The sequence below is a fragment of the Serratia sp. 2C06 genome, from assembly GCF_050037615.1.
GTDB classification, from domain to species: domain Bacteria; phylum Pseudomonadota; class Gammaproteobacteria; order Enterobacterales; family Enterobacteriaceae; genus Serratia; species Serratia ureilytica.
Genome location: NZ_CP188299.1, coordinates 1,306,727 through 1,330,806 on the forward strand (window position 1 = coordinate 1,306,727; position 24,080 = coordinate 1,330,806).

Genomic DNA, 24,080 nt, shown 5'->3' on the forward strand with positions numbered 1-24,080 from the left:
TAACGTTATGAAATAGAAAAACGTCCAAAAATCGTGATTATGATCACATTGATGGTTTTTTGTGGACATTTTTATTTCGTTTCATGTTCGTTATTGTTCCTTATCAAACAAAGACCCCAATAACCGTGGCTCAATAGGCTCATAACTACCGATCCTGAGGGAGCGACATGAGCAGCTATTTTGACGGCGGCGAAACGGATGTGATCATCATCGGCGGCGGCGCCACCGGCGCAGGCATTGCCCGCGACTGTGCGCGGCGCGGCTTGCGATGCATTTTGCTGGAGCGCCACGACATCGCCACCGGTGCCACCGGCCGCAACCACGGTTTGCTGCACAGCGGCGCGCGCTATGCGGTGACCGACGGCGAGTCGGCGCGCGAATGCATAGAAGAGAACCGCATCCTGAAACGCATCGCGCATCACTGTATCGAGCGCACCGACGGGCTGTTCATCACCTTGCCGCAAGACTCGCTGGACTATCAGCAGCAGTTTATCGCCGCCTGTCGCCAGGCCGACATCGACGCCGAAGCGATCGACCCGCAGCTGGCGCTGCGGCTGGAGCCGGCGGCTAACCCGGCGCTGATCGGCGCGGTGCGGGTGCCGGACGGCACCGTCGATCCCTTCCGGCTGACCGCCGCCAATATGCTGGACGCGCGCGAGCACGGCGCGCAGATCCTGACCTACCATCAGGTGGTGGGGTTGCTGCGCAGCGGCGATCGGGTGACGGGCGTGCGCGTTTACGACCATCAGAATCAGCGGCGCTATGAGCTGCACGCGCCGGTGGTGGTCAACGCCGCCGGTATCTGGGGCCAGCAGATCGCCGAATACGCCGATTTGCGCATCCGCATGTTCCCGGCCAAGGGAGCGCTGCTGATCCTCGGCCATCGCATCAACAACATGGTGATCAACCGCTGCCGCAAACCGGCGGACGCCGACATCCTGGTGCCGGGCGACACCATCTCGCTGATCGGCACGACCTCGACCCATATCGACTACGACCAAATTGACAACATGCTGGTGACCCCGCAGGAGGTGGACATTCTGATCCGCGAAGGGGCGCTGTTGGCGCCAACCCTGGCGCAGACCCGCATTTTGCGCGCCTATGCCGGGGTGCGGCCGCTGGTGGCCAGCGACGACGATCCCAGCGGGCGCAACGTCAGCCGCGGCATCGTGCTGCTCGATCACGCCGCCCGCGACGGGCTGGAAGGGTTTATCACCATTACCGGCGGCAAGCTGATGACCTACCGCCTGATGGCGGAGTGGGCCACCGACAAGGTATGCGAAAAGCTCGGCGTAAATAGTCCGTGCACCACCGCGCAGGACGCGCTGCCCGGATCCCGTCAGTCGGCGGAGGAAACGGTACGCAGCGTGGTTTCTCTGCCCGCCAGCATTCGCGGCTCGGCAATTTACCGCCACGGCGATCGCGCCAGCCAGGTGCCGGCGGCCGATCGGCTCGACACCAGCCTGGTGTGCGAATGCGAGGCGGTGACCGCCGGGGAAGTGCGCTATGCGGTCAACTCGCTGACCGTCAATAACCTGGTGGATCTGCGCCGCCGCACCCGCGTCGGCATGGGCACCTGCCAGGGCGAACTCTGCGCCTGCCGCGCCGCCGGGCTGTTGACGCGCTTTAACGTCAGCACGCCGCAGCAATCCATCGCGCAGCTGTCGCAGTTCCTCAACGAACGCTGGAAAGGCGTACGGCCGATCGCCTGGGGCGATGCGCTGCGCGAGAGCGAATTCACCAGCTGGGTTTACCAGGGATTATGCGGGCTTGAAGCCCAGGCTGACCAGGAGCAGGAGGCGGATGATGCGATTTGACGTCGTGGTGATTGGCGGTGGTCTGGCGGGCCTGAGCTGCGCCATTGCCGTGGCCGAACAGGGCAAGCGCTGCGCGGTGGTCAGTTCTGGCCAGAGCGCGCTCTACTTCTCCTCCGGCTCGCTCGATCTGCTGGCGAGATTGCCGGACGGCACGCCGGTCGAGATGCCGCTGGCGGCGTTGCCGCAGCTGGCGCAACAGGCGCCGCAGCATCCGTACGCCCTGATCGGACCCGGCCGGGTGGCGGCGCTGTCCGCCGCCGCGCAGCGGCTGCTGGAACGCTGCGGGTTGAATCTGCAGGGCGAGGGGGTGAACAACCATCTGCGCATCACGCCGCTCGGCACGCGCCGCGCCACCTGGCTCAGCCCGCAAGCGATCCCGACGCTGCCGCTGACCGGCCAACTGCCGTGGCGGCGTATTGCGGTGATCGGCATCGAAGGGTTCCTCGACTTCCAACCGCAGATGGCCGCCGACGCCCTGAGCCGCGAGCTCGGCGTGCAGACGGACGTGGCCTATCTGCACATGCCGGCGCTGGACAGATTGCGCAATAACCCCAGCGAGTTCCGCGCGGTGAACATCGCCCGGGTACTGGATTTGATGGAAAGCCTGCCGCCGATGGCCGAAGAGCTGCGGCGGCTGGCGGGCGAGGCCGAGGCGCTCTTCCTGCCGGCCTGTCTGGGTCTGGAGGACGACGCGTCGCTGGCGGTGCTGCAGGATGCGGTCGGCAAGCCGATCCGACTGCTGCCGACGCTGCCACCTTCGGTGCCCGGCATGCGCTTGCATCAGGCACTGCGGCGGCGTTTCCAGCAGTTGGGCGGCGTTTTCATGCCGGGCGACAGCGTGCTGCGCGCCGAGAGCGAGGCCAGCCGCGTCACCGGTTTGTACACCCGCAACCACGGCGATATTCCGCTGCGGGCGCAGCAGGTGGTGCTGGCCAGCGGCAGCTTCTTCAGCAATGGGCTGGTGGCCGATTTCGACGGGGTGCGTGAGCCGATCTTCGGGCTGGACGTACACAGCCGGGCGGATCGCGCCGACTGGAGCCGACGCGAGCTGTTCGCGCCGCAGCCTTACCTGCAGTTCGGCGTGCGTACCGACGGCAGGTTGCGGGCGATGAAGCAGGGAGTGCCGTTCGACAACCTGTACGCCATCGGCGCGGTCGCCGGCGGCTACGATCCGCTGCAGCAGGGCTGCGGCGCCGGCGTGTCATTGATCGGCGCGCTGCACGTCGCGCAGCAGATCGCCGCGGAGGAGAACGTATGAGCCTGCATCGGGATCACAGCTTTGAAAGCTGCATCAAATGCACCGTCTGCACCACTTACTGCCCGGTCGCCAAAGTGAACCCGCTTTACCCGGGACCGAAACAGGCGGGGCCGGACGGTGAGCGGCTGCGGCTGAAAGACCCGGCGCTGTACGACGAAGCGCTGAAATACTGCACCAACTGCAAGCGTTGTGAAGTGGCCTGCCCGTCCGACGTCAAAATCGGCGACATCATTCAGCGCGCCCGCGCCGACTTCGCCCAGAGCAAGCCGACGCTGCGCGATGCCATCCTCAGCCATACCGATATCATGGGATCGCTGTCGACGCCGTTTGCGCCGATCGTCAACGCCGCCACCGGGTTGAAACCGGTGCGCAAACTGCTGGACAAGGCGCTGAAGATCGACCACCGGCGCGAACTGCCGAAATATTCCTTCGGCACCTTCCGCCGCTGGTACCGGCAACAGGCGCAGGCTCAGCAGCGTTACGCCGAGCAGGTGGCATTTTTCCACGGTTGCTTCGTCAACTATAACCACCCGCAGCTGGGCAAGGATTTGGTCCGGGTGTTCAACGCGCTGGATATCGGCGTGCAACTGCTGAAACGCGAGAAATGCTGCGGCGTGCCGCTGATCGCCAACGGGTTTATCGACCAGGCTAAAAAGCAGGCCAGGGTCAATGCCGAATCGCTGCATGAAACGGTGCTGGAGCGCGGCATTCCGGTGGTGGCGACCTCATCGAGCTGCACCTTCACCCTGCGTGACGAATACCCTCATCTGCTGGACGTAGACACCACTGCGGTGCGCGATCGGGTGGAGCTGGCGACGCGCTATCTCTATCGCCTGATCAATCAGGGGCGCAGCCTGCCGCTCAAGCGCACGCCGCTGCGGGTGGCTTATCACACGCCTTGCCATATGGAGAAGATGGGCTGGACCGCCTACACCCTGGAGCTGCTGCGGCAGATACCGGGGCTGGAGCTGGTGGTGCTGGATTCGCAGTGCTGCGGCATCGCCGGCACTTACGGGTTCAAATCGGAGAACTACGCCACGTCGCAAGGCATTGGCGCGCCGCTGTTCCGGCAGATAGAAGAGAGCGGAGTGGATCTGGTGGTGACCGACTGCGAGACCTGCAAGTGGCAGATCGAAATGTCCACCAGCAAACGCTGCGAACATCCGATCACCCTGCTGGCGCAGGCGTTGGCATAAAGACTCAGGGGCCGGCGAACCGGCCCCTGCGGGATTACTGCTTCAGCTTCAGGGTGGAGATGATGCCTTCGGCCTCAGTCTGCGCCTGCTGCTGGTTGTCCGCCGGCAGCGTCACCTGAATGGTCAGCATGTTGTTGTTCAGCGAACCGATCAGGACGGAAGAATAGGCTTTCTCGCCGCCGCTGGTGATGATGCTGTCCAGCTGACGCAGCGGCACACCGTTGACGTCGAGCGCTTTGTTGGTGATCACCTGCAGGTTGGCGTCACGCGCGCGCTGGGTGTTCTCCAGGCGCTTGGCCAGAGTCTCCAGGCTGTCGGCGGTCTTGTCGCCCAAGATGACGATCACTGCGCGCTGACCGGTGCTGTCTGCGTAAACATGCATGTTGTTGGCCTGGTTGCCCAGCTTGCCGCTCTGATCCGCCATGCCGACCGGCAGGGTGAACGCCAGTTTACCGTCCAGCAGGCTCACCTGCTGCCCGGCCGGCGCGCTGGCCGCCGCGCCGTCTGGCGCTGCCTTGGTGTCTTTGGTGTTGCCGTCGCAGGCCGCGAGGCCAAGCGCCAGCAGGCTGATACCCATCAATTTCGCTACTTTACGCATCGGGCTTCCTTCTTCCTTTCCGGTAGGGATTCACTGTCGTATCGCAACCTATTCCAGGTTGAAATGCAAGGCAGATGTTGTCACAAGTTTTTTTCCAGTAATAGCCGATAATCAGCCACTTCGCCTTTCTTTTCCAGATGAACAATCTGATAGTGATGGGCGAGCAGCATCGTCAGCATGGCGCGGAACCGGTTACGGGTTTTGACCGTCAGTTGGCGATAGCCCTGCGCCCGCGCCCAGCGCTCTTGTTCGGCCAACAAGGCCTGCGCCACGCCGTGGCGACGGAATGCCGGCAGCACGCCGCCCAGCCAGCTGTAAAACACCGTTTCCTGCCGTTGATAACCGAGTTTGAAACCGGCCGGCTGCCCGCCTATCTCGGCGATCAACAGGCTGGCGGGGGCGGCGCCGATACGTTGCTGCAGATCGGCCAGGCTGTGCAGGCCGCCGAATTCGGGGATGCGTTGGTAAAGGCGGTGGATTTCTTCGAGCGTGGCGGTGCGGACGATTGGGGTCATGAGCGGCCTCCAAAGGATAGGGCCGCCCAGAATAACACGACTCAGCCCGGCTGCAGGCTGCCGCTGCGCGCCGCGATGCGTTTGAGCAGCATGTTCAGCAACACGCCGTACATCGGCAGGAAGAACAGCAGGCAGATCATCACCTTGAAGCTGTAATCCACCAGCGCGATCTCCACCCAGTTGTTGGCCATGAAGGGATCGCTGCTCTTATAGAAGGCGATGAAGAAGAACGCCAGCGTATCGCTGATGTTGCCGAGGAACATCGCCGCCGCCGGCGCCACCCACCAGGCGCTGCGTTGACGCAGGCGGTTGAAGACGTGTACGTCGAGGATCTGGCCGAGCACATAGGCCATAAAGCTGGCCACCGCGATGCGCGCCACGAACAGGTTAAAACTGCTCAGCGCGGCGAAGCCCTGCCATTCTCCCTGATAGGTGACGGTGGAGATCACGTAGGAGATGAACAGCGCCGGCACCATCACCGCCAGGATGATGCGCCGCGCCAGCGGCGCGCCGAAGATGCGCACGGTCAGATCGGTCGCCAGGAAGATAAACGGGAAGGTAAAGGCGCCCCAGGTGGTATGGAAGCCGAAAACGCTGATCGGCAGCTGCACCAGGTAGTTGCTGGAGGTAATGATGGCGATATGAAACAGCGAAAGCCAGACCAACGCCGTGAAGCGCTGCTGTGCGGTAAACGAATACATACTTGTAGCCTTTTTAGCAGTGGGGTGAGGGAACCCAGTGTGTCTTGTCAAAACAGCAAAAAACGCTGCGCGGCGGCATGATACGCGTTTGCGCAACCAATGCAATGGTTAAATTTAACGCAAACGTTAACGCATCTTGCGCAGAAAAACTACCGGCGTAAACTAGGCGCTAATGAGATGCGGCGAGCGTTCGCCGATCGTTTTTGAACGAGAAAAATTGCATGACTGACTTATTTGCCCAGGCAGACCAGACGCTCGACGCGCTGGGGCTGCGTTGCCCGGAACCGGTGATGATGGTGCGCAAAACCGTGCGCCATATGGACAACGGCGAAACGCTGCTGATTATCGCCGACGATCCGGCCACTACCCGCGATATCCCGGGGTTCTGCCGCTTTATGGAGCACACGCTGGTGGCGCAGGAGACCGAGCAGGCGCCATACCGTTATCTGTTACGGAAAGGTGTATAGTTTTTAATCGTCTCGTAAGATAAGCTCCCTGCGATTGGGGAGCGTTAGAAAGGGACAAACGATGATGAGTATTTTACTACTGCCTACGGTTGCCAAGATGGAAAATGAGGAACACACACAGGGCTATGAGCGCTGGTTTCTTGAAAGAGTTCAGGAAGCCATGGATGAGCCGTGGCCCGGTATTCCTCATGATGACGTGATGGCTGAAATGGATGCTGTTATCGCTGCTGCAGAAGCCAGGATCAACGCGAAGCAGGCATAATGCTCAACATCGAATGGACTCGAGCCGCACGTCAGGATCTGGCGGAGATTGTGGGATTCATCGCCAACGATAACCCTCTGGCAGCCAGAAAAATGAAGGTTCTCATCATGGAGGCCGTCACTCCCGCCGCCAGGCATCCTCGAATTTTCCGGCGTGGCAGAGTGGACGGCACGCATGAAATCCCCTTGCATCCCCATTATCTCCTGATTTACCAGGTGCTGGAAACTCACATCCGGGTGTTGCGGGTGTTACATACGCGCCGACAATATCCTTAGTATCTTCGCTGCAATCGATAATGGCGGGTTCCCATTGAGGAACCCGGCCTGGCGTCACGTTATTGGCGCTTTCTCAACAGCCGCAGCGCGTTGGCGGTGACCAGCGCGGTGGCGCCGGAGTCCGCCAGCACTGCCAGCCACAGCCCGGTTAACCCCAGCAGGCTGGTGATCAGAAAGACCCCTTTCAATCCCAGCGCGATGGTGATGTTTTGCCGGATATTGGCGTGGGTGGCGCGCGAGATGCGGATCATTTCCGCGACGCCCACCAGCCGGTTGTGGGTCAGGGCGGCGTCGGCGGTCTCCAGCGCCACATCGGTGCCGCTGCCCATGGCGATGCCGATGTTGGAGGCTTTCATCGCCGGGGCGTCGTTGATGCCGTCGCCGATCATCGCCGTCGGGCGCAGTTCGTTCAGCTCGGTAACCGCGGCGACCTTATCTTCCGGCAACAGACCGGCGCGATAGTCGAGGCCCAGCTCGCCGGCGATCGCCGCGGCGGCGCGCGGGTTGTCCCCGGTCAGCATCACGCCGCGAATACCCAGCGCGTTCAGTTCGGCTATCGCCTGTTTGGCGTCGCTGCGCAGCGTATCGCGCAGCGCCAGCAAGCCGATGGGCGCGCCGTCTGCCAGCACCACCACCGCCGTTTTACCGGCGTTTTCCAGCTTGTCTACCTGGCTCTGCCATTGGGTGTCGAGCAGGCCCGGCGCCAGCTTGCCCGGCGCGCTGATCAGCACGGTCTTGCCGTCCACGATCCCTTCCACACCGACCCCGGCCAGGGCGCGGCGCGCCTGCGCCAGCGGCAGCTCGGCACCGCTGGCGGCGGCGCGGTTAATGATCGCTTGCGCCAGCGGGTGATGTGAACCGGCCTCTACCGCGGCGGCAAGCTGCAACAGCCGTTGTTCGGTGAGCGCGCCGATGGGCAGCACGTCGGTGACCGTCGGCTTGCCTTCGGTCAGGGTGCCGGTTTTATCGAAGGCGATGGTTTGAATCTGGCCCAGTTGCTCCAGCGCCGCACCGCCTTTAATCAGCGCGCCGCGCCGCGTGGCGGCGGCCAGCCCAGATGTGATGGCCGCCGGTGTCGAGATCACCAGCGCGCATGGACAGCCGATCAGCAGCAGCGTCAGGCCGCGATAGATCCAGGTCTCCCACGGCTGCGAGAACAGCAGCGGCGGCACCAGGATCACCGCGACGGCCAGCAGCATAATGGCCGGGGTGTAGTAGCGGCTGAAGCGATCGAGGAAGCGTTCGATCGGCGCGCGGCGCTCTTCGGCCTCTTCAATCAATTGCAGAATGCGGTCGATGGCGTTTTTGCCGGGCTCTGAGATCACCTTCATCTGTGCCGCCTGATCGACGGACAGGCTGCCGGCGGCCACTTTTTCCCCCCGTTGACGCTCGACCGGCACCGATTCGCCGGTCAGGGCGCTTTCGTCGAAGCTGGCGAACGGATTGAGCAGTTCGGCGTCGGCCGGCAGACGCCCGCCGGGCGCGATTTCAATCACGTCGCCGGGGCGCAGGCTGGCGACCGGCACGCGTTTGCGTTCCGTGCCTTGCAGCAGCAGCGCATCTTCCGGCACCAGCTCCATCAGCGCCTTCACCCCGCGCCGCGCACGGTTGGCGGCGTAGGATTCCAGCAGCTCGCCAACCATAAACAGCAGCAGCACCATCGCCGCCTCGGCGGTGGCGCCAATGAACAGCGCGCCGATGGCCGCCACGCTCATCAGCGTTTCGATGGCGAACGGCGTGCCGGAGCGAATCAGACGCAGCGCCTTCGCGGCGACCGGCGCCAACCCGACCAGCGTGGTGGCGATAAAGGCGATGCGACCCAGCTCCGGGTTAATCCGATCCAGCACCCAGCTGACCACCATCAGGGTGGTTAACAACAGCAGCGGCGCAAATTCGCCGAAGCGCGAGGCTTTTGGCACGGCATCTTTGGCTGTCTGAGCGCCGAGCAGGGTAAAACCGGCCTGGGCGACCGCGTCCTGGATCCGCAGGCTGATATCGGACTGTGCGTCGACCACCAGTTTTTCGGTGGCGAACAATACGCGTGCGCTGTCAACGCCGGGGAGCGCGGTGACGGCATTTTCGATTTTCTTGGCGCAGCTGGGGCAGTCCATACCGGTGACTTTCCAGCTGAAACGTTGGCTGCCGGAAGGGGGAGCGGCGGCCAGCCTGTCGCTTTCCTCGTCCGGATCGCCGTGGGCGGCGGCGCAGCAGCCGCTCTCGCCATGATCGTGATGGTGATGGGCGTGTTCGGTCTGCGCAGCGACGTTTTTCGGCTCGCTGCTGCAGCCATGCTGGGTTTTGCTGTGGCTGTGGTTGCAGCCGCATCCGCCTTCGGCGTGGTGATGTTCCTGATGATTATGATTTTGCTGATTGTGCATAACGTCCCCCTTCGGGCAGTTAACCGGGTTTGCTCAGCTGACTCTACACCCTGGAGTCCACTCCAGAGTCAAGCGCCGGATGAGAATTATTGCTAACGGCGTTCAGGCGTTATGGGGGGATTCATTCAATAATGAATAATGCGAATTTTAATCTATTGCTTTTTCTTATTACCTATTTCGAGAAAAAGTCTCGCCGCCGTTAGTTTAAATAAGGAAATAATATTCCTATAGAAACTAAAAAGTCGCCCGGTCTAATAATAAAGAGTTATTTATCTATAACGCGTTAGCAAAATTTATCTTTTGGCGCCTAATTAGCCAGCATGATTCGCTTGTGTCTGCAAGCCGCATTGCTATTGAAGTTTGGTGCCAACTTCTCCTCTCTAAGTTTCATTTGTTTTGTAAATAAGCGCAAAAAGTAGCATAACAAACTTTCGTTGCGATAATAAATGGTTGATTATTTTATGTGCAGTTTTGCGGTCCTGCCTATAATTGGAATCGATTACCATTTTTAATGGTGATCTTATTTGCTGATATATATGCATTAATTCTACCAAACACACTGCCGGTAACGGCGCATAAGCCCCTTCCAGCAAGCTTAAGGTTCATTAACCGTGGCTTACGGGGAGGTTATGTCTATCTGTCTGATTGATATCAATCAGGTAATGAGTGGAATCGAACCAATGCAATCTACTAAAAAGGCAATTGAAATTACTGAATCCAACTTCGCGGCCGCCACAACCGGCTACGATGCTGTAGACGACCTGTTGCATTATCATGAGCGGGGCAACGGGATTCAGATTAATGGCAAGGATTCATTTTCTAACGAGCAAGCTGGGCTGTTTATTACCCGTGAGAACCAAACCTGGAACGGTTACAAGGTATTTGGCCAGCCGGTCAAATTAACCTTCTCCTTCCCGGACTATAAGTTCTCTTCCACCAACGTCGCCGGCGACACCGGGCTGAGCAAGTTCAGCGCGGAACAGCAGCAGCAGGCTAAGCTGTCGCTGCAGTCCTGGGCCGACGTCGCCAATATCACCTTTACCGAAGTGGCGGCCGGACAAAAGGCCAACATCACCTTCGGTAACTACAGCCAGGATCGTCCCGGCCACTATGATTACGGCACCCAGGCCTACGCCTTCCTGCCGAACACCATTTGGCAGGGGCAGGATCTGGGGGGCCAGACCTGGTACAACGTCAACCAGTCCAACGTGAAGCATCCGGCGACCGAAGACTACGGCCGCCAGACGTTCACCCATGAGATTGGCCATGCGCTGGGTCTGAGCCATCCGGGCGATTACAACGCCGGTGAAGGCAACCCGACCTATCGCGACGTCACTTATGCGGAAGACACCCGTCAGTTCAGCCTGATGAGCTACTGGAGCGAAACCAACACCGGTGGTGATAACGGCGGTCATTACGCCGCAGCTCCGCTGCTGGATGACATTGCCGCCATTCAACATCTGTATGGCGCCAACCTGTCGACCCGCACCGGCGACACCGTGTACGGTTTTAACTCCAACACCGGTCGTGACTTCCTCAGCACCACCAGCAATTCGCAGAAAGTGATCTTTGCGGCCTGGGATGCGGGTGGCAACGATACCTTCGACTTCTCCGGTTATACCGCTAACCAGCGCATCAACCTGAACGAGAAGTCGTTCTCCGACGTGGGCGGCCTGAAAGGCAACGTCTCGATCGCCGCCGGTGTGACCATCGAGAACGCCATTGGCGGTTCCGGCAACGACGTGATCGTCGGCAACGCGGCCAATAACGTGCTGAAAGGCGGCGCGGGTAACGACGTGCTGTTCGGCGGCGGCGGGGCGGATGAGCTGTGGGGCGGTGCCGGTAAAGACATCTTCGTGTTCTCTGCCGCCAGCGATTCCGCGCCGGGCGCTTCAGACTGGATCCGCGACTTCCAGAAAGGGATCGACAAGATTGATCTTTCGTTCTTCAACAAAGAAGCGCAGAGCAGCGATTTCATTCACTTCGTCGATCACTTCAGCGGCGCGGCCGGTGAAGCGCTGCTGAGCTACAACGCTTCCAACAACGTGACCGATTTGTCGGTGAACATCGGTGGTCATCAGGCGCCGGACTTCCTGGTGAAAATCGTCGGTCAGGTAGACGTCGCCACTGACTTTATCGTGTAACGCAGCAACGGAGCGCCCGGCGCAGTCTCGGCCGGGCGTGATGTGGGAGCCGGTATGAAAGGTACTTTAACGCGCGCCGCCCTGGCGGCGGGAGGCATGATGGTGACGAGTGCGGTGATGGCCGGCAGTCTGGCGCTGCCGACCGCGCAGTCGCTGGCGGGGCAATGGCAGGTAGCCGACAGCGAACGGCAATGCCAAATCGAGTTTCTGGCCAATGAGCAAAGCGAGACCAACGGCTACCAGCTGGTGGATCGGCAGCGTTGTCTGCAAAGCGTATTTGCGGCCGAGGTGGTGGGCTGGCGCCCGGCGCCGGACGGCATCGCCCTGCTGCAGGCGGATGGCAGCACGCTGGCGTTCTTCTCGCGCGACGGCGATCTGTACCGCAATCAACTGGGGGCGGGTGATGCCCTGACGTTGAAAGCGCTGGCTTGATGAAGAAACGGGTTCGGCGCGCCGAACCCGCGGCAGGTCTCTACAGGTAGAGCGAACGCACGATCAGGAAGTGGCCGGAGAAGTAACAGAAAGCCACGATGGCGTCCGCCGCGCGGAAGGTGAAGCGGTAGCGGTTGAGCAGCCAAACCACGTTGGCCAGCAGCAGCAGCGAGGTGCCGGTCAGCAGCGAGAAGCCGAAATCGGTGCTGCGCAGGAAATATTGCTCGCCCGCCAGCCAGACCATCAGCAGCGTCATCGCCACATAGGTGACGATCGGCCACCGCATCTCTTCCAGCCGGGTCCAAAGGGCGGCCAGCAGCAATGCGCCGATCGCCAGCAGCGCCAGCGGCAGCGGCCAGAACAGACTGAACGTCATCTGGCTGGCGAAACTCAGGGTGTACAGCAAGTGGGACAGGAAAAAGGCGCCGATGGCGTACAGCACCCGCTCGCGCGGCAACAGAAGCAGCGCATCGCCGATCAGCGTTGCCAGCAGGCCGAGTACGATCAGATAACCCGCGGCGCTGAGCACCGGCGCCTGCCAGGCCAACAGCAACAGCAGCAGCAGCGTGACGGGTTTGAACACCCAACGCTGCCAGCGCGGCCCACGGTAAGAGGCGTCGACGAACAGCCAACCGGAAAAGAATACGGCAAGGAACGGCCAACTCATTTATGTCTTCCTTATGTAGGAGGGAGCCGCAACCACCGGCTCCAAACTGTCACCCATGTCACTTCTTCATTTCAGTGTAGGTAGCCTGCCGACGATCGACAATGCTTTCTTGAGAATGCTATGTTTACGCCGATTTGACCGTGAAGGAAATGGGAAACCGATGAGTAAGCCACCGTTATTTTTTGTCGCCGTCATTGCGTTGATCGCCGTGCTGGCCACGCAACGTTACTTCAAACAGCGCCAGCAGGAGGCGGAAAACGATCGCGCGCCGATGCGCAGTCTGCAGGTGACGGTGAGTGACAAGCGGAGCTTCCCGGTCGCCAAGACCCGTGCGCCGCAGCGCGAGCCGTTGGTCAACGAGCCGATGTATTACGAGGTGGTGTTCAGCCCTAACCAGGGTGGTGAAAACATTACGCTGCGGCTGAAGCAATGGCAGTACAACCCGATAGAAAAAGGCGCGCAGGGCACGTTAAACATGCAGGGCACGCGCTTCGTCTCGTTCACCGTTCAGCCGTAGCGGTCACTTTTTCTTGATGGGCGGCTGTTTCTTTTGCCAGGCCAGCAGCTCGAACACGCCAAAGATAAAGATCTTGGCCTCTTGCCAGTAGCTGATCGGCTGATCCTTCGGCTGGGTGGATTTCAACAGCACCAGCTGCAGGCCGTGCATCACCACCATAAAGAACAGCGCCACGTCGATGAAATACTTCAGCGGCTTGGGAAACGGATGGAACAGGTTAGAGAGCAGGAAGCCCCATACGCACAGCATCAGCAGGCGGCCCAGATTAATCAGCATGGTCGGTTTTCTCTTGCGAACGAAGATAAAGGCGATAAGCCACCTGGCCGGCGACCTTCTCCCGGTGCAACTGCCAGCTGGCAGGCACGTCCGCCGCGGCGCTTTCCGCCTCGGCTTCTACATAGATCCAGGCCTCGTCGGCCAGCCAGCCCCGCTGCTCCAGCAGCAGGGCGGTCTCCGCCAGCAGGCCTTTGCGAAACGGCGGATCGAGGAACACCACGTCGAACGGTTGACCGTCGCCCGCCAGCCAGCTCAGCGCGTTGGTGTTGATAACCACCCCTTTGCCCTGCAGCAGCGCCAGATTTTTTTCCAGCTGCTGCGCCACCGGCCGCTCGAATTCCAACAGCGTGGCGCTGCCGGCATAGCGCGACAGCGCTTCCAGCCCTAATGCGCCGCTGCCGGCGAAGCAGTCCAGGCAGCGCGCGCCCTGAATCACCGGCGCCAGCCAGTTGAACAGGGTTTCGCGTACCCGATCGGTGGTGGGGCGCAGCCCCGGGCTGTTCGGCACCGGAAGCTTACGGCCGCGCCATTGGCCGCCGATGATGCGGATCTGTCCGGCTGCGGCCTGGGGCGGTTTTTTGGCCGCCGCCCGTGGCGAGAGTCTTGTCATAAGCGTTGTTTGATTTCTTTTGCGGCGCGGGGCCGCAGAGGTTAACGAAAAGTTGTCCCTATTCTACCGGTGACGGGCGTCGGGGGGAACGGTAAAACTTTGTTGTCTGATTTCACACCGGAAAGCATGCCGGATGCGTGTTGCTGCGCGAGGGAAAGTGATAGACTCGGCGGATTATTGTCAGCATATATCCTTCAGGTATGTAGGGTAAGCGAGCCTTCGGTACGGAGTAGAGTCATAACATGGCAAAAGATAAGAAACGTGGGTTTTTCTCCTGGCTGGGCTTTGGCCAGAAGGAAAAGGAAGAAGAGCAACAGCAACCTGAGCAGCCGGTAGAGCAGGCGGAAGCTCAGGCCGCGGAGACGCTGGCTGCACCGGCCGCCGCCAAGCTGGACGACAAGCTCCCCGCCCAGGAATCTGAACCTGCCGCCTCCGTCGACACCCCGGGAGAGTGGGATAACGGTCAGGCCGGCGAGCAAATCGCGGAAAATTTGCCGGCGGCGGCTGAACAGCCGGCGGCGCAAGCGCTGGCCGAAGAGATCGTCAGCGTCACCGAACAGGTGGCGGCGCAACAGCAACCGGTCGTTGAGCCTGAGCCGGTCGTTGAGCCTGAGCCGGTCGTTGAACCTGAGCCGGTCGTCGAGCCTGAGCCGGTCGTCGAGCCTGAGCCGGTGGTTGAGCCTGAGCCGGTCGTTGAACCTGAGCCGGTCGTTGAACCTGAGCCGGTCGTCGAGTCTGAGCCGGTCGTTGAGCCTGAGCCGGTGGTTGAACCCGAGCCGGTGGTTGAACCCGAGCCGGTCGTCGAGCCTGAGCCGGTTGTTGAGCCTGAGCCGGTCGTCGAACCTGAGCCGGTCGTCCAACCTGAGCCGGTGCCGGTCGTTGAACCTGAATCCGTGCCGGAAGTGGAAGAAGAACCGCTTGAGCCGGTGGTGCCGGCCGCGGCGCAAGAACAGGAAAGGCCGACCAAAGAAGGCTTCTTCGCCCGCCTGAAACGCAGCCTGCTGAAGACCAAACAAAACCTCGGCTCCGGCTTTATGGGGCTGTTCCGCGGTAAAAAGATCGACGACGATCTGTTCGACGAGCTGGAAGAACAGCTGCTGATCGCTGACGTCGGCGTGGACACCACGCGCAAAATCATCACCTCCCTGACCCAGCACGCCAGCCGCAAGCAGCTGAAAGACGCCGAAGCGCTGTACGGCAAGCTGAAGGAGGAAATGTCCGAAATTCTGGCCAAGGTCGATCAGCCGCTGGATGTCAGCGGGAAAACCCCGTATGTCATCTTGATGGTCGGGGTGAACGGCGTGGGTAAAACCACCACCATCGGCAAGCTGGCGCGTCAATTCCAGGCGGAAGGCAAGTCGGTGATGCTGGCGGCGGGGGATACCTTCCGCGCCGCCGCGGTGGAGCAGCTGCAGGTGTGGGGTGAACGCAACCGCATTCCGGTGGTGGCGCAGCATACCGGCGCGGATTCCGCTTCGGTGATCTTCGATGCGGTGCAGGCCGCCAAGGCGCGCGGCATCGATGTGTTGATCGCCGATACCGCCGGCCGTCTGCAGAACAAATCGCACCTGATGGAAGAGCTGAAGAAGATCGTCCGCGTCATGAAAAAACTGGACGACCAGGCCCCCCATGAGGTTATGCTGACGCTCGATGCCAGCACCGGCCAGAATGCGGTCAGTCAGGCGAAATTATTTAATGAGGCCGTGGGCTTAACCGGCATCACGCTGACTAAACTGGACGGTACCGCCAAGGGCGGGGTGATCTTCGCCATCGCCGATCAGTTCGGTATCCCGATTCGCTATATCGGCGTCGGGGAAGGCATCGAAGATTTGCGGCCGTTTAAGGCTGACGATTTTATTGAGGCACTTTTTGCCCGAGAGGATTAATACGGATGATTCGCTTTGAACAGGTCAGTAAAGCTTATCTGGGCGGACGGCAAGCGCTGCAGGGGGTTGATTTCCATCTGCGCCCGGCGGAGATGGCGTTTCTGACCGGCCATTCCGGCGCGGGGAAAAGTACCCTGCTGAAACTGATTTGCGGTATCGAACGGCCCAGCGCCGGCCACATCTGGTTTGGCGGTCACGACATCAGTCGCTTGAAAAACCGCGAGGTGCCGTTCCTGCGTCGGCAGATCGGCATGATCTTCCAGGATCACCACCTGCTGCTGGATCGCACGGTGTATGACAACGTGGCGATGCCGCTGATCATCGCCGGCGCCAGCACCGAAGATATCCGCCGCCGCGTTTCCGCCGCGCTGGACAAGGTCGGTTTGCTGGATAAAGCGAAAAACTTCCCGATTCAGCTGTCCGGCGGTGAGCAGCAGCGCGTGGGCATCGCCCGTGCGGTGGTGAACAAGCCGGCGGTGCTGCTGGCGGATGAACCGACCGGTAACCTGGATGATGCGCTGTCGGAAGGCATTCTGCGCCTGTTTGAAGAATTCAACCGCGTCGGCGTGACCGTACTGATGGCGACGCACGACACCGGGCTTATCGCCCGCCGCAATTACCGCATCCTGACGCTGAGCCAGGGCCGCATGCAAGGGGGCGCTCACCATGGCCAATAACGCAAAAACCGCCAAGAGCAAGGCGCTGCGCGGCGGCTGGCGCGAACAGTGGCGTTACGCCTGGATGAACGCCATCAAAGACATGCTGCGTCAGCCGTTGGCGACGCTGCTGACGGTGATGGTGATCGCCATTTCCCTGACGCTGCCGAGCGTGTGCTACATCGTGTGGAAAAACGTCAGCACCGCGGCCAGCCAGTGGTATCCAACGCCGCAGCTGACCGTTTATCTGGATAAATCGCTCGATGACGACGCCGCGCTGAAAGTGCTCGACGCCATCAAGGCGGAAGCCGGCGTGGAGAAGGTCAATTACCTGTCGCGTGAAGAAGCGCGCGGCGAGTTCCGCAACTGGTCGGGCTTTGGCGGCGCGCTGGACATGCTGGAAGAGAACCCGCTGCCGGCGGTGGCGATCGTCACGCCGAAGATGAGCTTCCAGAGTTCGGATACCCTCAACACCCTGCGCGATCGCGTAGCGGCGGTGCAGGGCGTGGAAGAAGTGCGTATGGATGACAGCTGGTTTGCCCGCCTGGCGGCGCTGACCGGGCTGGCGGGTCAGATCGCGGCGATCATCGGCGTGCTGATGATCGTGGCGGTGTTCCTGGTGATCGGCAACAGCGTGCGTCTGAGCATCTTCAGCCGCCGCGACACCATTAACGTGATGAAGCTGATCGGTGCCACCGACGGCTTTATTCTGCGGCCGTTCCTCAACGGCGGGGCGATGCTGGGTTTTGCCGGCGCGCTGCTGTCGCTGGTGTTGTCCGGCGCGCTGGTGTGGCAGCTGGAGTCGGTGGTCGCCGGGGTGGCCAAGGTATTCGGCACCACCTTCACCTTGCACGGGCTGGGCTGGGATGAGGCGCTGCTGCTGCTGATCATCTCCGCGATGATCGGCTGGATCGCCGCCTGGCTGGCGACGGTGCAACATTTACGCCGATTTACACCACAGTAAGATTTTTTTGGTATACTCTTCTCCTGCTGCTTTTGATCGCGTTGCGGGAGAAGAGTGACCTCAAGCGAAGTCAGCACCATCCCTCTCTTCTTAGCGCACAAATTCCCTATCGGCCTGCACCCTCGTCACGTATTGTCAGCAACAATGCTTGCAAAAAAGGTGAACTTTTAGGGCGGAGTACGGTCAAAAATTGCAGCAAATGTTAAGGTGCCCGGCGTGTGGAACCGCTTTTGCTTCAGCAACTGCCGTAGAATCAATCATTTCCCCGCTGTAATAATCACCTGCATGATTTTGTATTCTCATAGAGAGGGTTTGAATGACCAAAGAAATGCAAACTTTAGCCTTAGTACCCCAAGGTAGCTTGGAAGCCTATATCCGGGCAGCCAACGCCTATCCGATGCTGACGGCAGAGGAAGAGCGGGAGCTGGCTGAACGGCTGCATTATCAGGGCGATCTGGATGCCGCTAAGCAGCTCATCCTGTCTCACCTGCGCTTTGTCGCTCATATTGCCCGCAACTATTCAGGCTACGGTCTGCCGCAGGCGGATCTGATTCAGGAAGGCAACATCGGCCTGATGAAAGCCGTTCGCCGCTTCAACCCGGAAGTCGGCGTGCGTCTGGTTTCCTTTGCGGTGCATTGGATTAAGGCGGAAATCCACGAGTACGTATTGCGCAACTGGCGCATCGTGAAAGTGGCGACCACCAAAGCGCAGCGCAAGCTGTTCTTTAACCTGCGCAAAACCAAACAGCGTTTGGGCTGGTTCAACCAGGACGAAGTGGAACTGGTGGCCCGTGAGCTGGGCGTCACCAGCAAAGACGTGCGCGAGATGGAATCGCGCATGGCGGCGCAGGACATGACGTTCGATCCGACTCCGGACGACGAGGCCCGCGATGGCCAGTCGATGGCGCCGGTGCTGTACCTGCAGGATAAGAGCTCGGACTTCGCCGAAGGCATCGAGGAAGATAACTGGGAAAGCAACGCCGCAGACAAACTGGCCTATGCGCTGGAAGGTCTGGACGAGCGCAGCCAGCATATCATCCGCGCCCGTTGGCTGGATGACGACAACAAATCGACGCTGCAGGAGCTGGCCGATCAGTACGGCGTTTCCGCCGAACGCGTGCGCCAGCTGGAAAAGAACGCCATGAAGAAACTGAAAATGGCGATCGAAGCCTGAGTCGATGCGAGATTCGATAAAAAAAGCCCGGCAAGCCGGGCTTTTTAGTGCCTGAAATTCGGCGTTATGGCGCCACGGCGGCGAAGTCCGGCGCCGGGCAGTCGTAGCCGAATTTCGCCGCCCACGGATAACGGGTGCCGGTGTTGATATAGCGCTGATAAAGCGCCCGGCCGGTTTTGGCATCGCGTTTGATAACCCAGCTGGCGGCGTTACACAGCACGGCGGCATAGGCCTGGCTCTTAGGCGGCAGCAGATCGGCCGCCTGTTGCGCCAGCCCCACCGCCTGCCAGCGATAGTGCAGGAAACGGTTGTCTTCCGCCGGTAGCGCCGCCTTGGCGCGCGCCGCTTCGGCGCTGTCGATCCAGCTTTTATGCTTCAGCTCGCGGGTATCGAACGCATCTCCCAGATAGGAATAGCCGGCGCCATAGATGGCGTAATCCGGCGTCATCTCATAGCCGGTAAACTCCAGCCCCTGGGCGCGCAGCAGGTTGGCGGCGCGATAGTAAGCCTGCGCGCGCGCCAGCGGCGCAGCGGATTTGTCCTTGGCGGCCTTCAGCTCGTCGGCGAACTGCTGCGCCGCTTGCCGGTAGTTGGGAATATCGAAGTAGGCCAGCGCCTCCGGCGATCGCCCGGCGCGCATCAGCCGCCGCGCCAGCAGTTCGCGCAGCTGCACCTCCGGCGTGATCTGCTGGCCGCCGTAATCGTCCGGATTAACCGGCTTGAGCGGCGTCGTCGGCGCCGGGGCGTGCTTATCGACAAAGCCTTTCAACTCATCGACGGTCAGCACCCGTTCCGCCACGTCGGCCACGTCGGCCCAGTAGAGCGCTTTGCCGCGATACAGCAGGTCCATCGCCTGCAGATAGTCGCCTCGGTTCAGCGCCAGGATGGCCTGTTCGCCGGCCACCCGGCACTCGGGCACGATGGTTTCCGCGACGAAGTCGGCGTTGCGCTGTTCACCCCAGCTTTCGTCGGCGGGGAACGCGCTTGCCGCCTTGGCGTAGGCGGCGGTGGCGGCTTTCACGTCACCGTCGCGCAGCGCCATTTTGGCGCGCAGCCACCACGCCAGGCCGCTGTCGCCGGCGTTTTTCAGCAGGCTCGCCGCCATCGGGTACTGCCCCGAACGGTAAGCCAGCGCCGCCAGCCGATCGCTGCCGGCGAAGCCGCTTTTCACTGAGCCGTCCAGCAGCGTCAGGATCTGGTTGATGATTTGCGCGGAGCGGCCGTTGCCGTCGGTATCCGCCATTTGCAGGTTGCCGCTGCGGGCGAACAGCTCAATGGTCACCAGCTGCTGGATCAACGGATCGCCGATAATCTGTTTCAGCGTGTCCAAATGGTCGGGATTGACCAGGAAGCTGGAGACGTACTGCAGCGACTGCCCGCCGCTCGGATCGCCCTGCGCCGCCTGTTGCGCGTACAGATGGGCGGCGGAGGCGACGTCACCCAGCCACAGGTGGATGCGCGCCTGCTGCCCAAGGCTGCTCAGCGCCAACTGATCGGGATCGGCGGCGCCGCTTTTCACCCGGTCGATCACCTGCTGGAATGCCGTCAGCGCCTGTTCAAGCGCGGCTTTTGGCGGGTGCTCGGCGGCGGGGGCCGCTTCACCGGATTCGTTTACCGGCGTCCCGTGGTCAGCCATCAGTACGCGGCCAAGCGAATACTGCGCCCGCAGTCCCCAGTCGCCCTGTTCGGCGGCCGGTAGCTTCAGCACCTGCTGGAAATAGTCTGCGGCGCGCGGATCGTGGCTGGCGAAAGCCACGGCGCCCAGTTGATAGAGACGCGCGGCGTTGGACAACCCCTGCGTATTGACGGCGTCAGCCTCTTCCACCGTTTTGGCGGCGCGCATTTTGCCTATCGCTATCGTTTCCGGCGATTGCGGCATCGGTTTCGGCGGCATCGGCGGCGGCGGGGCTTGCCAGTGCGGCAACTGACTGTCCGCCGGCACCAGCCGGCCGGCTTCGAAGGCGAAATTGCCCTCCGGCATATACAGCAGGGTGCCGTTGCGATCGATCAGCAGCCGGTTAGGAAAATCCGGGCCGCAGGCATAGCCGCCCAGCGGCAGTGCGGCGCCGATCAGCATGGCCAGCGGAAGAAGGCGGCGGGTGTTCCGTGCCGCGCGCGAATCAAGGTGTGACAAGGGTGCCTCCTGGCGTCAGTTGTTGGCAGCGCAGCCAGCCCAGTGGCCGGGATTGCCCGGCTCGCAGCTGGTCGCTGCTGATGCGAATAAAGCGTTGCCGTTGCGGTGCGGATTCCAGCCGGTAGTTGCCGACCGCGTCCGCCGCCAGGCAGTCGTCGGCGCGGATGACCACCTCTTGCGGCAGCGGGGCGTCCACCGGCCCGTTGTTGTGAATTATCAGATCATACAGCCCGTTTTGCTGCGGCTGAGGCCTAAATTTTACCTGCCAGTCTACATTCAGCGGCCGCCGTTCGATCACCGCTCGCAGCGTGGCGAGCGACCAGGCGCGCCGATCGTCCGCCAGCGGCAGTCGGAACCAAATCACGCCGCGCAGCCGGGGCGGCGTTTGCTGCGCCAGCGTTTGCAGAAAATCGGCGAGCTGCTGCGGCGCGACCGTCAGTTCGCGGCCGTTGCCGGCTACGCGCAGCGAGGATTCGCTCTCCACCTGCGCGCCCTGCGCATCAAACCCCAACAGCGCCATGCCATAGGCCGGCAGCGCGACGCGAAACGGTTTCGGTGTGACGGCGGCGTACTGCCGCACCCAGCGCAGCGCCAGCGGGCCGTCAAACAGCCCCTGCTGCGGTGAGAGCACCGCATGCACTTGCAGAACGGAACTGTCGGCCTGTTGCAGTACGCCGGGCAAGTTGGGCGAGCCGATCCAGGCGGGCAGGGCGGTGATGCCGAGTTGCAAAGCGGCGGGCAGCCGTTGGCGCAGCCGCTGCAGAAAACGTTGGTAATCCGGCAGGCGAGCCGTGGCGGCGTCATGATCGATCTCGACGCCGGTGACGGGCAGCCCGGCCGCCTGCCAGCGCTCGGTGATCGCCAGCAGACGCTGGATAATGGCTTCTTGGTCCAGCTGCGGCAGCTGGCCGTCGAGGCGCGCTACCAGCCAGAGCGGGCGGCCGTCCCGCTTCAGCAGGCTGAGATCGGCCGGGATTTCCCGCCAGCCTTCGCGTGGATGCACCTGCAGCGCCAGCACCCGCAGCGCGCCGAACAGATCGCGGCTGCGCGCCAGCGCATCGGCGTGTTGCGGCGTCCAAACCCGCTGCCAAACGTAAACCTGCTGATCCCAGCCTGAGGCCTGGCGCAGCGCCTGCTGACGCCCGGCGAACCAGGCCGCCAACCCCAGCGCAATCAAGACCAGCGCCGCCAGCCAGCGTTTCATTTTTGCCAGAGATCGCCCTGCGGCGCGAAGCCGCAGGCGCGCATGAAGTTATCGACTTCCCCACGTTCGCGCGGCGCCAGACCGGCGGTCGACAGCTGCCAATGGGCGACCTGCGGCAGCTGACGCTGTGCATCTTGCACCAGGTAAAGACCGACGCCGCGGCGGCGCGTCACTTCGCGTACCAGCAGATCCAGCAGTTCGGCGCGGTCGTCCTGCAGCGCAATTTTCACCGCGCCCAGCAGACGCTCGTTGAAGCGGGCGGCGAACAGCGCCTTGCCGCCGCTCAGCCAGCTCTGCCACTGTTCCGGCTGCTGGTGCGGCCAAATTTTACCGAGGTCGATAAGGTCTTGCGGGGACAGCGCGGTCAGGCGCTCGATGGTCAGTTTCATGCAGAATTTCCGCGCAGCTAAATGATGCCGACAGTGTAATAGATCTTGTGCAGAGCGTTGTGTAAGTTTTTCTGTACGATTACTGTGCAATATGTTTTTTGCACGGGGCATTTTCCGAGTAAATAGTTAGTAAACGGATTGTTAACCAGCACAACGCGCTACGCCTCAAGGTAAACAGCGCAGATTTAATTCGAATTTTATCCTGTTTACACCGCTTGTTTCTGTCGGATGAAGTTGATTTGCAGCAGAAAATTCCTGTTTAATGGTATGAAAAATAAAGTCTTATTAGAAAATAATACCAACAAAACGCCTAAATCATTATTACTTATAACAAAAGCGGTCAATAACGATCGGGCGCAGGCAAACACAACAGGTACGTTCACAACGACAGATGGGGATTTGCGGATGAAATTAACAACAGGTAAGGCACTGCTGGCGGGTTGTATTGCGATGGCCATGAGCCAGGCGGCCATGGCGAAAGACATCAAGGTGGCGATCGTCGGGGCAATGTCCGGACCGGTCGCGCAGTATGGCGACATGGAATTTACCGGCGCGCGCCAGGCGATTGCCGACATTAACGCCAAGGGCGGCATCAAGGGCGACAAGCTGGTCGGCGTGGAATACGACGACGCCTGCGACCCGAAACAGGCGGTTGCGGTCGCCAACAAGGTGATCAACGACGGCATTCGCTACGTGATCGGCCACCTGTGCTCCTCATCCACCCAGCCGGCGTCCGATATCTATGAAGACGAAGGCGTGATCATGATAACCCCGGCGGCCACCAACGCCGATCTGACCACCCGCGGCTACAAGATGATCCTGCGCACCACCGGCCTGGATTCGGATCAGGGCCCGACCGCCGCCAAATACATCCTCAGCGACATCAAGCCGAAGCGCATCGCCGTGGTGCACGACAAGCAACAATACGGCGAAGGCCTGGCGCGCTCGGTGCGCGACAGCCTGAAAAAACAGGGCACCGAAGTGGCGATGTTCGAAGGCATCACCGCCGGCGACAAAGACTTCTCCACCCTGGTGGCGCGTCTGAAGAAAGAGAATATCGACTTCGTGTACTTCGGCGGTTACTACCCGGAAATGGGCCAGATCCTGCGTCAGGCCAAACAGGCCGGGTTGACTACCCGCTTCATGGGGCCGGAAGGCGTGGGCAACTCCTCACTGTCCAACATCGCCGGCGCCGCTTCGGAAGGCATGCTGGTGACGCTGCCGAAACGCTACGATCAGGTGCCTGCCAACCAGCCGATCGTCGATGCGCTGAAAGCCAAGAAGCTGGATCCGACCGGCCCGTTCGTCTGGACCACCTATGCCGCGCTGCAGTCGCTGACCACCGGCATGGAGCGCAGCGGCAGTCAGGAACCGGCGGACATCGTCAAGGATCTGAAAACCGGCAAGCCGGTGGAGACCGTGATGGGGCCGCTGACCTGGGATGACAAGGGCGATCTGAAAGGCTTCGAGTTCGGCGTGTTCGAATGGCATGCCAACGGCACGTCCACACCGATCAAATAAGCCATAATGATTAGGGTGGGGCGCAGCCCGCTGCGCCCG

The 24,080-nt window shown here is 61.2% G+C and carries 24 protein-coding genes; 14 read left to right on the forward strand and 10 right to left on the reverse strand.

The features are described from left to right. Positions 1–167 precede the first annotated feature (167 nt). Genes glpA through glpC form a run of 3 tightly spaced genes read left to right on the forward strand, consistent with a single transcriptional unit; the run spans position 168 to position 4,271 of the window. Complete coding sequence (glpA, locus tag ACP3TA_RS06610; protein ID WP_033645008.1) at positions 168–1,817, forward strand: anaerobic glycerol-3-phosphate dehydrogenase subunit A; 1,650 nt, start codon at positions 168–170, stop codon at positions 1,815–1,817. Further along, the gene (glpB, locus tag ACP3TA_RS06615; protein ID WP_089195354.1) at positions 1,807–3,075 is read left to right on the forward strand and encodes a glycerol-3-phosphate dehydrogenase subunit GlpB; all 1,269 of its coding nucleotides are present in this window, start codon (positions 1,807–1,809) and stop codon (positions 3,073–3,075) included. The genes glpA and glpB overlap by 11 nt, the downstream gene beginning before the upstream one ends. Next, entirely contained in the window at positions 3,072–4,271 is a 1,200-nt protein-coding gene (glpC, locus tag ACP3TA_RS06620; protein ID WP_033652425.1) for an anaerobic glycerol-3-phosphate dehydrogenase subunit GlpC, read from the forward strand. Before glpB ends, glpC begins: the two co-directional genes overlap by 4 nt. Before the next feature lie 34 nt (positions 4,272–4,305). Here the strand turns inward: glpC and ACP3TA_RS06625 are convergent, their stop codons facing one another. The 3 genes from ACP3TA_RS06625 to ACP3TA_RS06635 all read right to left on the reverse strand — a co-directional run bounded on the left by ACP3TA_RS06625 (position 4,306) and on the right by ACP3TA_RS06635 (position 6,085). Then, complete coding sequence (locus ACP3TA_RS06625) at positions 4,306–4,869, reverse strand: DcrB family lipoprotein (protein ID WP_025304887.1); 564 nt, start codon at positions 4,867–4,869, stop codon at positions 4,306–4,308. Between the two features lie 80 nt (positions 4,870–4,949). Then, on the reverse strand, positions 4,950–5,384 hold the full coding sequence (locus ACP3TA_RS06630) for a GNAT family N-acetyltransferase (RefSeq protein ID WP_033652424.1): 435 nt from the start codon (positions 5,382–5,384) through the stop codon (positions 4,950–4,952). A gap of 41 nt (positions 5,385–5,425) precedes the next feature. Then, positions 5,426–6,085, reverse strand: a complete 660-nt coding sequence (locus ACP3TA_RS06635; protein WP_033652423.1) for a 7-cyano-7-deazaguanine/7-aminomethyl-7-deazaguanine transporter — start codon at positions 6,083–6,085, stop codon at positions 5,426–5,428. A 221-nt stretch (positions 6,086–6,306) separates the two neighbouring features. Here ACP3TA_RS06635 and tusA point away from each other — a divergent pair, with 221 nt between their 5' ends. The 3 genes from tusA to ACP3TA_RS06650 all read left to right on the forward strand — a co-directional run bounded on the left by tusA (position 6,307) and on the right by ACP3TA_RS06650 (position 7,089). Next, entirely contained in the window at positions 6,307–6,552 is a 246-nt protein-coding gene (tusA, locus tag ACP3TA_RS06640) for a sulfurtransferase TusA (protein WP_025304890.1), read from the forward strand. A 61-nt stretch (positions 6,553–6,613) separates the two neighbouring features. Next, positions 6,614–6,814 carry a type II toxin-antitoxin system RelB family antitoxin gene (locus tag ACP3TA_RS06645; RefSeq protein WP_223524348.1) on the forward strand — a complete coding sequence of 67 codons (201 nt, stop codon included), beginning with the start codon at positions 6,614–6,616 and terminating at the stop codon, positions 6,812–6,814. Further along, positions 6,814–7,089 carry a type II toxin-antitoxin system mRNA interferase toxin, RelE/StbE family gene (locus ACP3TA_RS06650; RefSeq protein ID WP_033645001.1) on the forward strand — a complete coding sequence of 92 codons (276 nt, stop codon included), beginning with the start codon at positions 6,814–6,816 and terminating at the stop codon, positions 7,087–7,089. The genes ACP3TA_RS06645 and ACP3TA_RS06650 overlap by 1 nt, the downstream gene beginning before the upstream one ends. Before the next feature lie 59 nt (positions 7,090–7,148). On the opposite strand, the gene ACP3TA_RS06655 is transcribed toward ACP3TA_RS06650, so the two are convergent. After that, on the reverse strand, positions 7,149–9,467 hold the full coding sequence (locus ACP3TA_RS06655) for a zinc/cadmium/mercury/lead-transporting ATPase (protein ID WP_413715563.1): 2,319 nt from the start codon (positions 9,465–9,467) through the stop codon (positions 7,149–7,151). A 680-nt stretch (positions 9,468–10,147) separates the two neighbouring features. On the opposite strand from ACP3TA_RS06655, the gene ACP3TA_RS06660 reads away from it, so the two are divergent. Together ACP3TA_RS06660 and ACP3TA_RS06665 are read left to right on the forward strand one after the other, a co-directional pair. After that, positions 10,148–11,611 carry a serralysin family metalloprotease gene (locus tag ACP3TA_RS06660; protein ID WP_033644999.1) on the forward strand — a complete coding sequence of 488 codons (1,464 nt, stop codon included), beginning with the start codon at positions 10,148–10,150 and terminating at the stop codon, positions 11,609–11,611. A gap of 54 nt (positions 11,612–11,665) precedes the next feature. Further along, positions 11,666–12,043, forward strand: coding sequence for an AprI/Inh family metalloprotease inhibitor (locus ACP3TA_RS06665; RefSeq protein ID WP_025304893.1), 378 nt, complete (start codon positions 11,666–11,668; stop codon positions 12,041–12,043). Positions 12,044–12,083: 40 nt separating this feature from the next. On the opposite strand, the gene ACP3TA_RS06670 is transcribed toward ACP3TA_RS06665, so the two are convergent. Next, on the reverse strand, positions 12,084–12,710 hold the full coding sequence (locus tag ACP3TA_RS06670; RefSeq protein ID WP_033644998.1) for a lysoplasmalogenase: 627 nt from the start codon (positions 12,708–12,710) through the stop codon (positions 12,084–12,086). A 160-nt stretch (positions 12,711–12,870) separates the two neighbouring features. Between ACP3TA_RS06670 and ACP3TA_RS06675 the strand changes: the two genes are divergently transcribed. Then, positions 12,871–13,227 carry a DUF2500 domain-containing protein gene (locus tag ACP3TA_RS06675; RefSeq protein WP_033644996.1) on the forward strand — a complete coding sequence of 119 codons (357 nt, stop codon included), beginning with the start codon at positions 12,871–12,873 and terminating at the stop codon, positions 13,225–13,227. A 3-nt stretch (positions 13,228–13,230) separates the two neighbouring features. Here ACP3TA_RS06675 and ACP3TA_RS06680 read toward each other — a convergent pair whose 3' ends face one another. Together ACP3TA_RS06680 and rsmD are read right to left on the reverse strand one after the other, a co-directional pair. Beyond that, positions 13,231–13,503 (reverse strand): DUF1145 family protein, encoded by a 273-nt coding sequence (locus tag ACP3TA_RS06680; protein WP_004934327.1) that lies wholly within the window; start codon positions 13,501–13,503, stop codon positions 13,231–13,233. Beyond that, positions 13,493–14,113: a 16S rRNA (guanine(966)-N(2))-methyltransferase gene (gene rsmD / locus ACP3TA_RS06685; RefSeq protein WP_033644994.1), complete on the reverse strand. Its 621-nt coding sequence runs from the start codon at positions 14,111–14,113 to the stop codon at positions 13,493–13,495. The genes ACP3TA_RS06680 and rsmD overlap by 11 nt, the downstream gene beginning before the upstream one ends. Before the next feature lie 242 nt (positions 14,114–14,355). Here rsmD and ftsY point away from each other — a divergent pair, with 242 nt between their 5' ends. The 4 genes from ftsY (at position 14,356) to rpoH (ending at position 18,793) form a co-directional block, all read left to right on the forward strand. Continuing rightward, the gene (gene ftsY / locus ACP3TA_RS06690; RefSeq protein ID WP_206196342.1) at positions 14,356–15,999 is read left to right on the forward strand and encodes a signal recognition particle-docking protein FtsY; all 1,644 of its coding nucleotides are present in this window, start codon (positions 14,356–14,358) and stop codon (positions 15,997–15,999) included. Positions 16,000–16,004: 5 nt separating this feature from the next. Further along, entirely contained in the window at positions 16,005–16,676 is a 672-nt protein-coding gene (gene ftsE / locus ACP3TA_RS06695; RefSeq protein ID WP_004934337.1) for a cell division ATP-binding protein FtsE, read from the forward strand. Next, entirely contained in the window at positions 16,666–17,619 is a 954-nt protein-coding gene (gene ftsX, locus ACP3TA_RS06700) for a permease-like cell division protein FtsX (protein ID WP_033636680.1), read from the forward strand. Before ftsE ends, ftsX begins: the two co-directional genes overlap by 11 nt. A 316-nt stretch (positions 17,620–17,935) precedes the next feature. After that, positions 17,936–18,793 carry an RNA polymerase sigma factor RpoH gene (gene rpoH / locus ACP3TA_RS06705; RefSeq protein ID WP_004934345.1) on the forward strand — a complete coding sequence of 286 codons (858 nt, stop codon included), beginning with the start codon at positions 17,936–17,938 and terminating at the stop codon, positions 18,791–18,793. Between the two features lie 64 nt (positions 18,794–18,857). On the opposite strand, the gene ACP3TA_RS06710 is transcribed toward rpoH, so the two are convergent. Genes ACP3TA_RS06710 through panM form a run of 3 tightly spaced genes read right to left on the reverse strand, consistent with a single transcriptional unit; the run spans position 18,858 to position 22,520 of the window. Next, a complete protein-coding gene (locus tag ACP3TA_RS06710) occupies positions 18,858–20,870 on the reverse strand; it encodes a hypothetical protein (RefSeq protein WP_373275452.1) in 2,013 nt (670 codons plus the stop codon). A gap of 43 nt (positions 20,871–20,913) precedes the next feature. After that, positions 20,914–22,131 (reverse strand): DUF3142 domain-containing protein, encoded by a 1,218-nt coding sequence (locus ACP3TA_RS06715; protein WP_201884522.1) that lies wholly within the window; start codon positions 22,129–22,131, stop codon positions 20,914–20,916. Beyond that, the gene (gene panM / locus ACP3TA_RS06720; RefSeq protein ID WP_033644987.1) at positions 22,128–22,520 is read right to left on the reverse strand and encodes an aspartate 1-decarboxylase autocleavage activator PanM; all 393 of its coding nucleotides are present in this window, start codon (positions 22,518–22,520) and stop codon (positions 22,128–22,130) included. Before panM ends, ACP3TA_RS06715 begins: the two co-directional genes overlap by 4 nt. Positions 22,521–22,925: 405 nt before the next feature. On the opposite strand from panM, the gene ACP3TA_RS06725 reads away from it, so the two are divergent. Next, the gene (locus ACP3TA_RS06725) at positions 22,926–24,041 is read left to right on the forward strand and encodes a branched-chain amino acid ABC transporter substrate-binding protein (RefSeq protein WP_025304902.1); all 1,116 of its coding nucleotides are present in this window, start codon (positions 22,926–22,928) and stop codon (positions 24,039–24,041) included. The last annotated feature ends 39 nt before the right edge of the window (positions 24,042–24,080 follow it).

Bases quoted from the DNA above. Each gene is read 5' to 3' on its own strand.
- glpA (WP_033645008.1), top strand. From the start codon at position 168: ATGAGCAGCTATTTTGACGGCGGCGAAACGGATGTGATCATCATCGGC.
- glpB (WP_089195354.1), top strand. From the start codon at position 1,807: ATGCGATTTGACGTCGTGGTGATTGGCGGTGGTCTGGCGGGCCTGAGC.
- glpC (WP_033652425.1), top strand. From the start codon at position 3,072: ATGAGCCTGCATCGGGATCACAGCTTTGAAAGCTGCATCAAATGCACC.
- ACP3TA_RS06625 (WP_025304887.1), bottom strand. From the start codon at position 4,869: ATGCGTAAAGTAGCGAAATTGATGGGTATCAGCCTGCTGGCGCTTGGC.
- ACP3TA_RS06630 (WP_033652424.1), bottom strand. From the start codon at position 5,384: ATGACCCCAATCGTCCGCACCGCCACGCTCGAAGAAATCCACCGCCTT.
- ACP3TA_RS06635 (WP_033652423.1), bottom strand. From the start codon at position 6,085: ATGTATTCGTTTACCGCACAGCAGCGCTTCACGGCGTTGGTCTGGCTT.
- tusA (WP_025304890.1), top strand. From the start codon at position 6,307: ATGACTGACTTATTTGCCCAGGCAGACCAGACGCTCGACGCGCTGGGG.
- ACP3TA_RS06645 (WP_223524348.1), top strand. From the start codon at position 6,614: ATGATGAGTATTTTACTACTGCCTACGGTTGCCAAGATGGAAAATGAG.
- ACP3TA_RS06650 (WP_033645001.1), top strand. From the start codon at position 6,814: ATGCTCAACATCGAATGGACTCGAGCCGCACGTCAGGATCTGGCGGAG.
- ACP3TA_RS06655 (WP_413715563.1), bottom strand. From the start codon at position 9,467: ATGCACAATCAGCAAAATCATAATCATCAGGAACATCACCACGCCGAA.
- ACP3TA_RS06660 (WP_033644999.1), top strand. From the start codon at position 10,148: ATGCAATCTACTAAAAAGGCAATTGAAATTACTGAATCCAACTTCGCG.
- ACP3TA_RS06665 (WP_025304893.1), top strand. From the start codon at position 11,666: ATGAAAGGTACTTTAACGCGCGCCGCCCTGGCGGCGGGAGGCATGATG.
- ACP3TA_RS06670 (WP_033644998.1), bottom strand. From the start codon at position 12,710: ATGAGTTGGCCGTTCCTTGCCGTATTCTTTTCCGGTTGGCTGTTCGTC.
- ACP3TA_RS06675 (WP_033644996.1), top strand. From the start codon at position 12,871: ATGAGTAAGCCACCGTTATTTTTTGTCGCCGTCATTGCGTTGATCGCC.
- ACP3TA_RS06680 (WP_004934327.1), bottom strand. From the start codon at position 13,503: ATGCTGATTAATCTGGGCCGCCTGCTGATGCTGTGCGTATGGGGCTTC.
- rsmD (WP_033644994.1), bottom strand. From the start codon at position 14,113: ATGACAAGACTCTCGCCACGGGCGGCGGCCAAAAAACCGCCCCAGGCC.
- ftsY (WP_206196342.1), top strand. From the start codon at position 14,356: ATGGCAAAAGATAAGAAACGTGGGTTTTTCTCCTGGCTGGGCTTTGGC.
- ftsE (WP_004934337.1), top strand. From the start codon at position 16,005: ATGATTCGCTTTGAACAGGTCAGTAAAGCTTATCTGGGCGGACGGCAA.
- ftsX (WP_033636680.1), top strand. From the start codon at position 16,666: ATGGCCAATAACGCAAAAACCGCCAAGAGCAAGGCGCTGCGCGGCGGC.
- rpoH (WP_004934345.1), top strand. From the start codon at position 17,936: ATGACCAAAGAAATGCAAACTTTAGCCTTAGTACCCCAAGGTAGCTTG.
- ACP3TA_RS06710 (WP_373275452.1), bottom strand. From the start codon at position 20,870: ATGCTGATCGGCGCCGCACTGCCGCTGGGCGGCTATGCCTGCGGCCCG.
- ACP3TA_RS06715 (WP_201884522.1), bottom strand. From the start codon at position 22,131: ATGAAACGCTGGCTGGCGGCGCTGGTCTTGATTGCGCTGGGGTTGGCG.
- panM (WP_033644987.1), bottom strand. From the start codon at position 22,520: ATGAAACTGACCATCGAGCGCCTGACCGCGCTGTCCCCGCAAGACCTT.
- ACP3TA_RS06725 (WP_025304902.1), top strand. From the start codon at position 22,926: ATGAAATTAACAACAGGTAAGGCACTGCTGGCGGGTTGTATTGCGATG.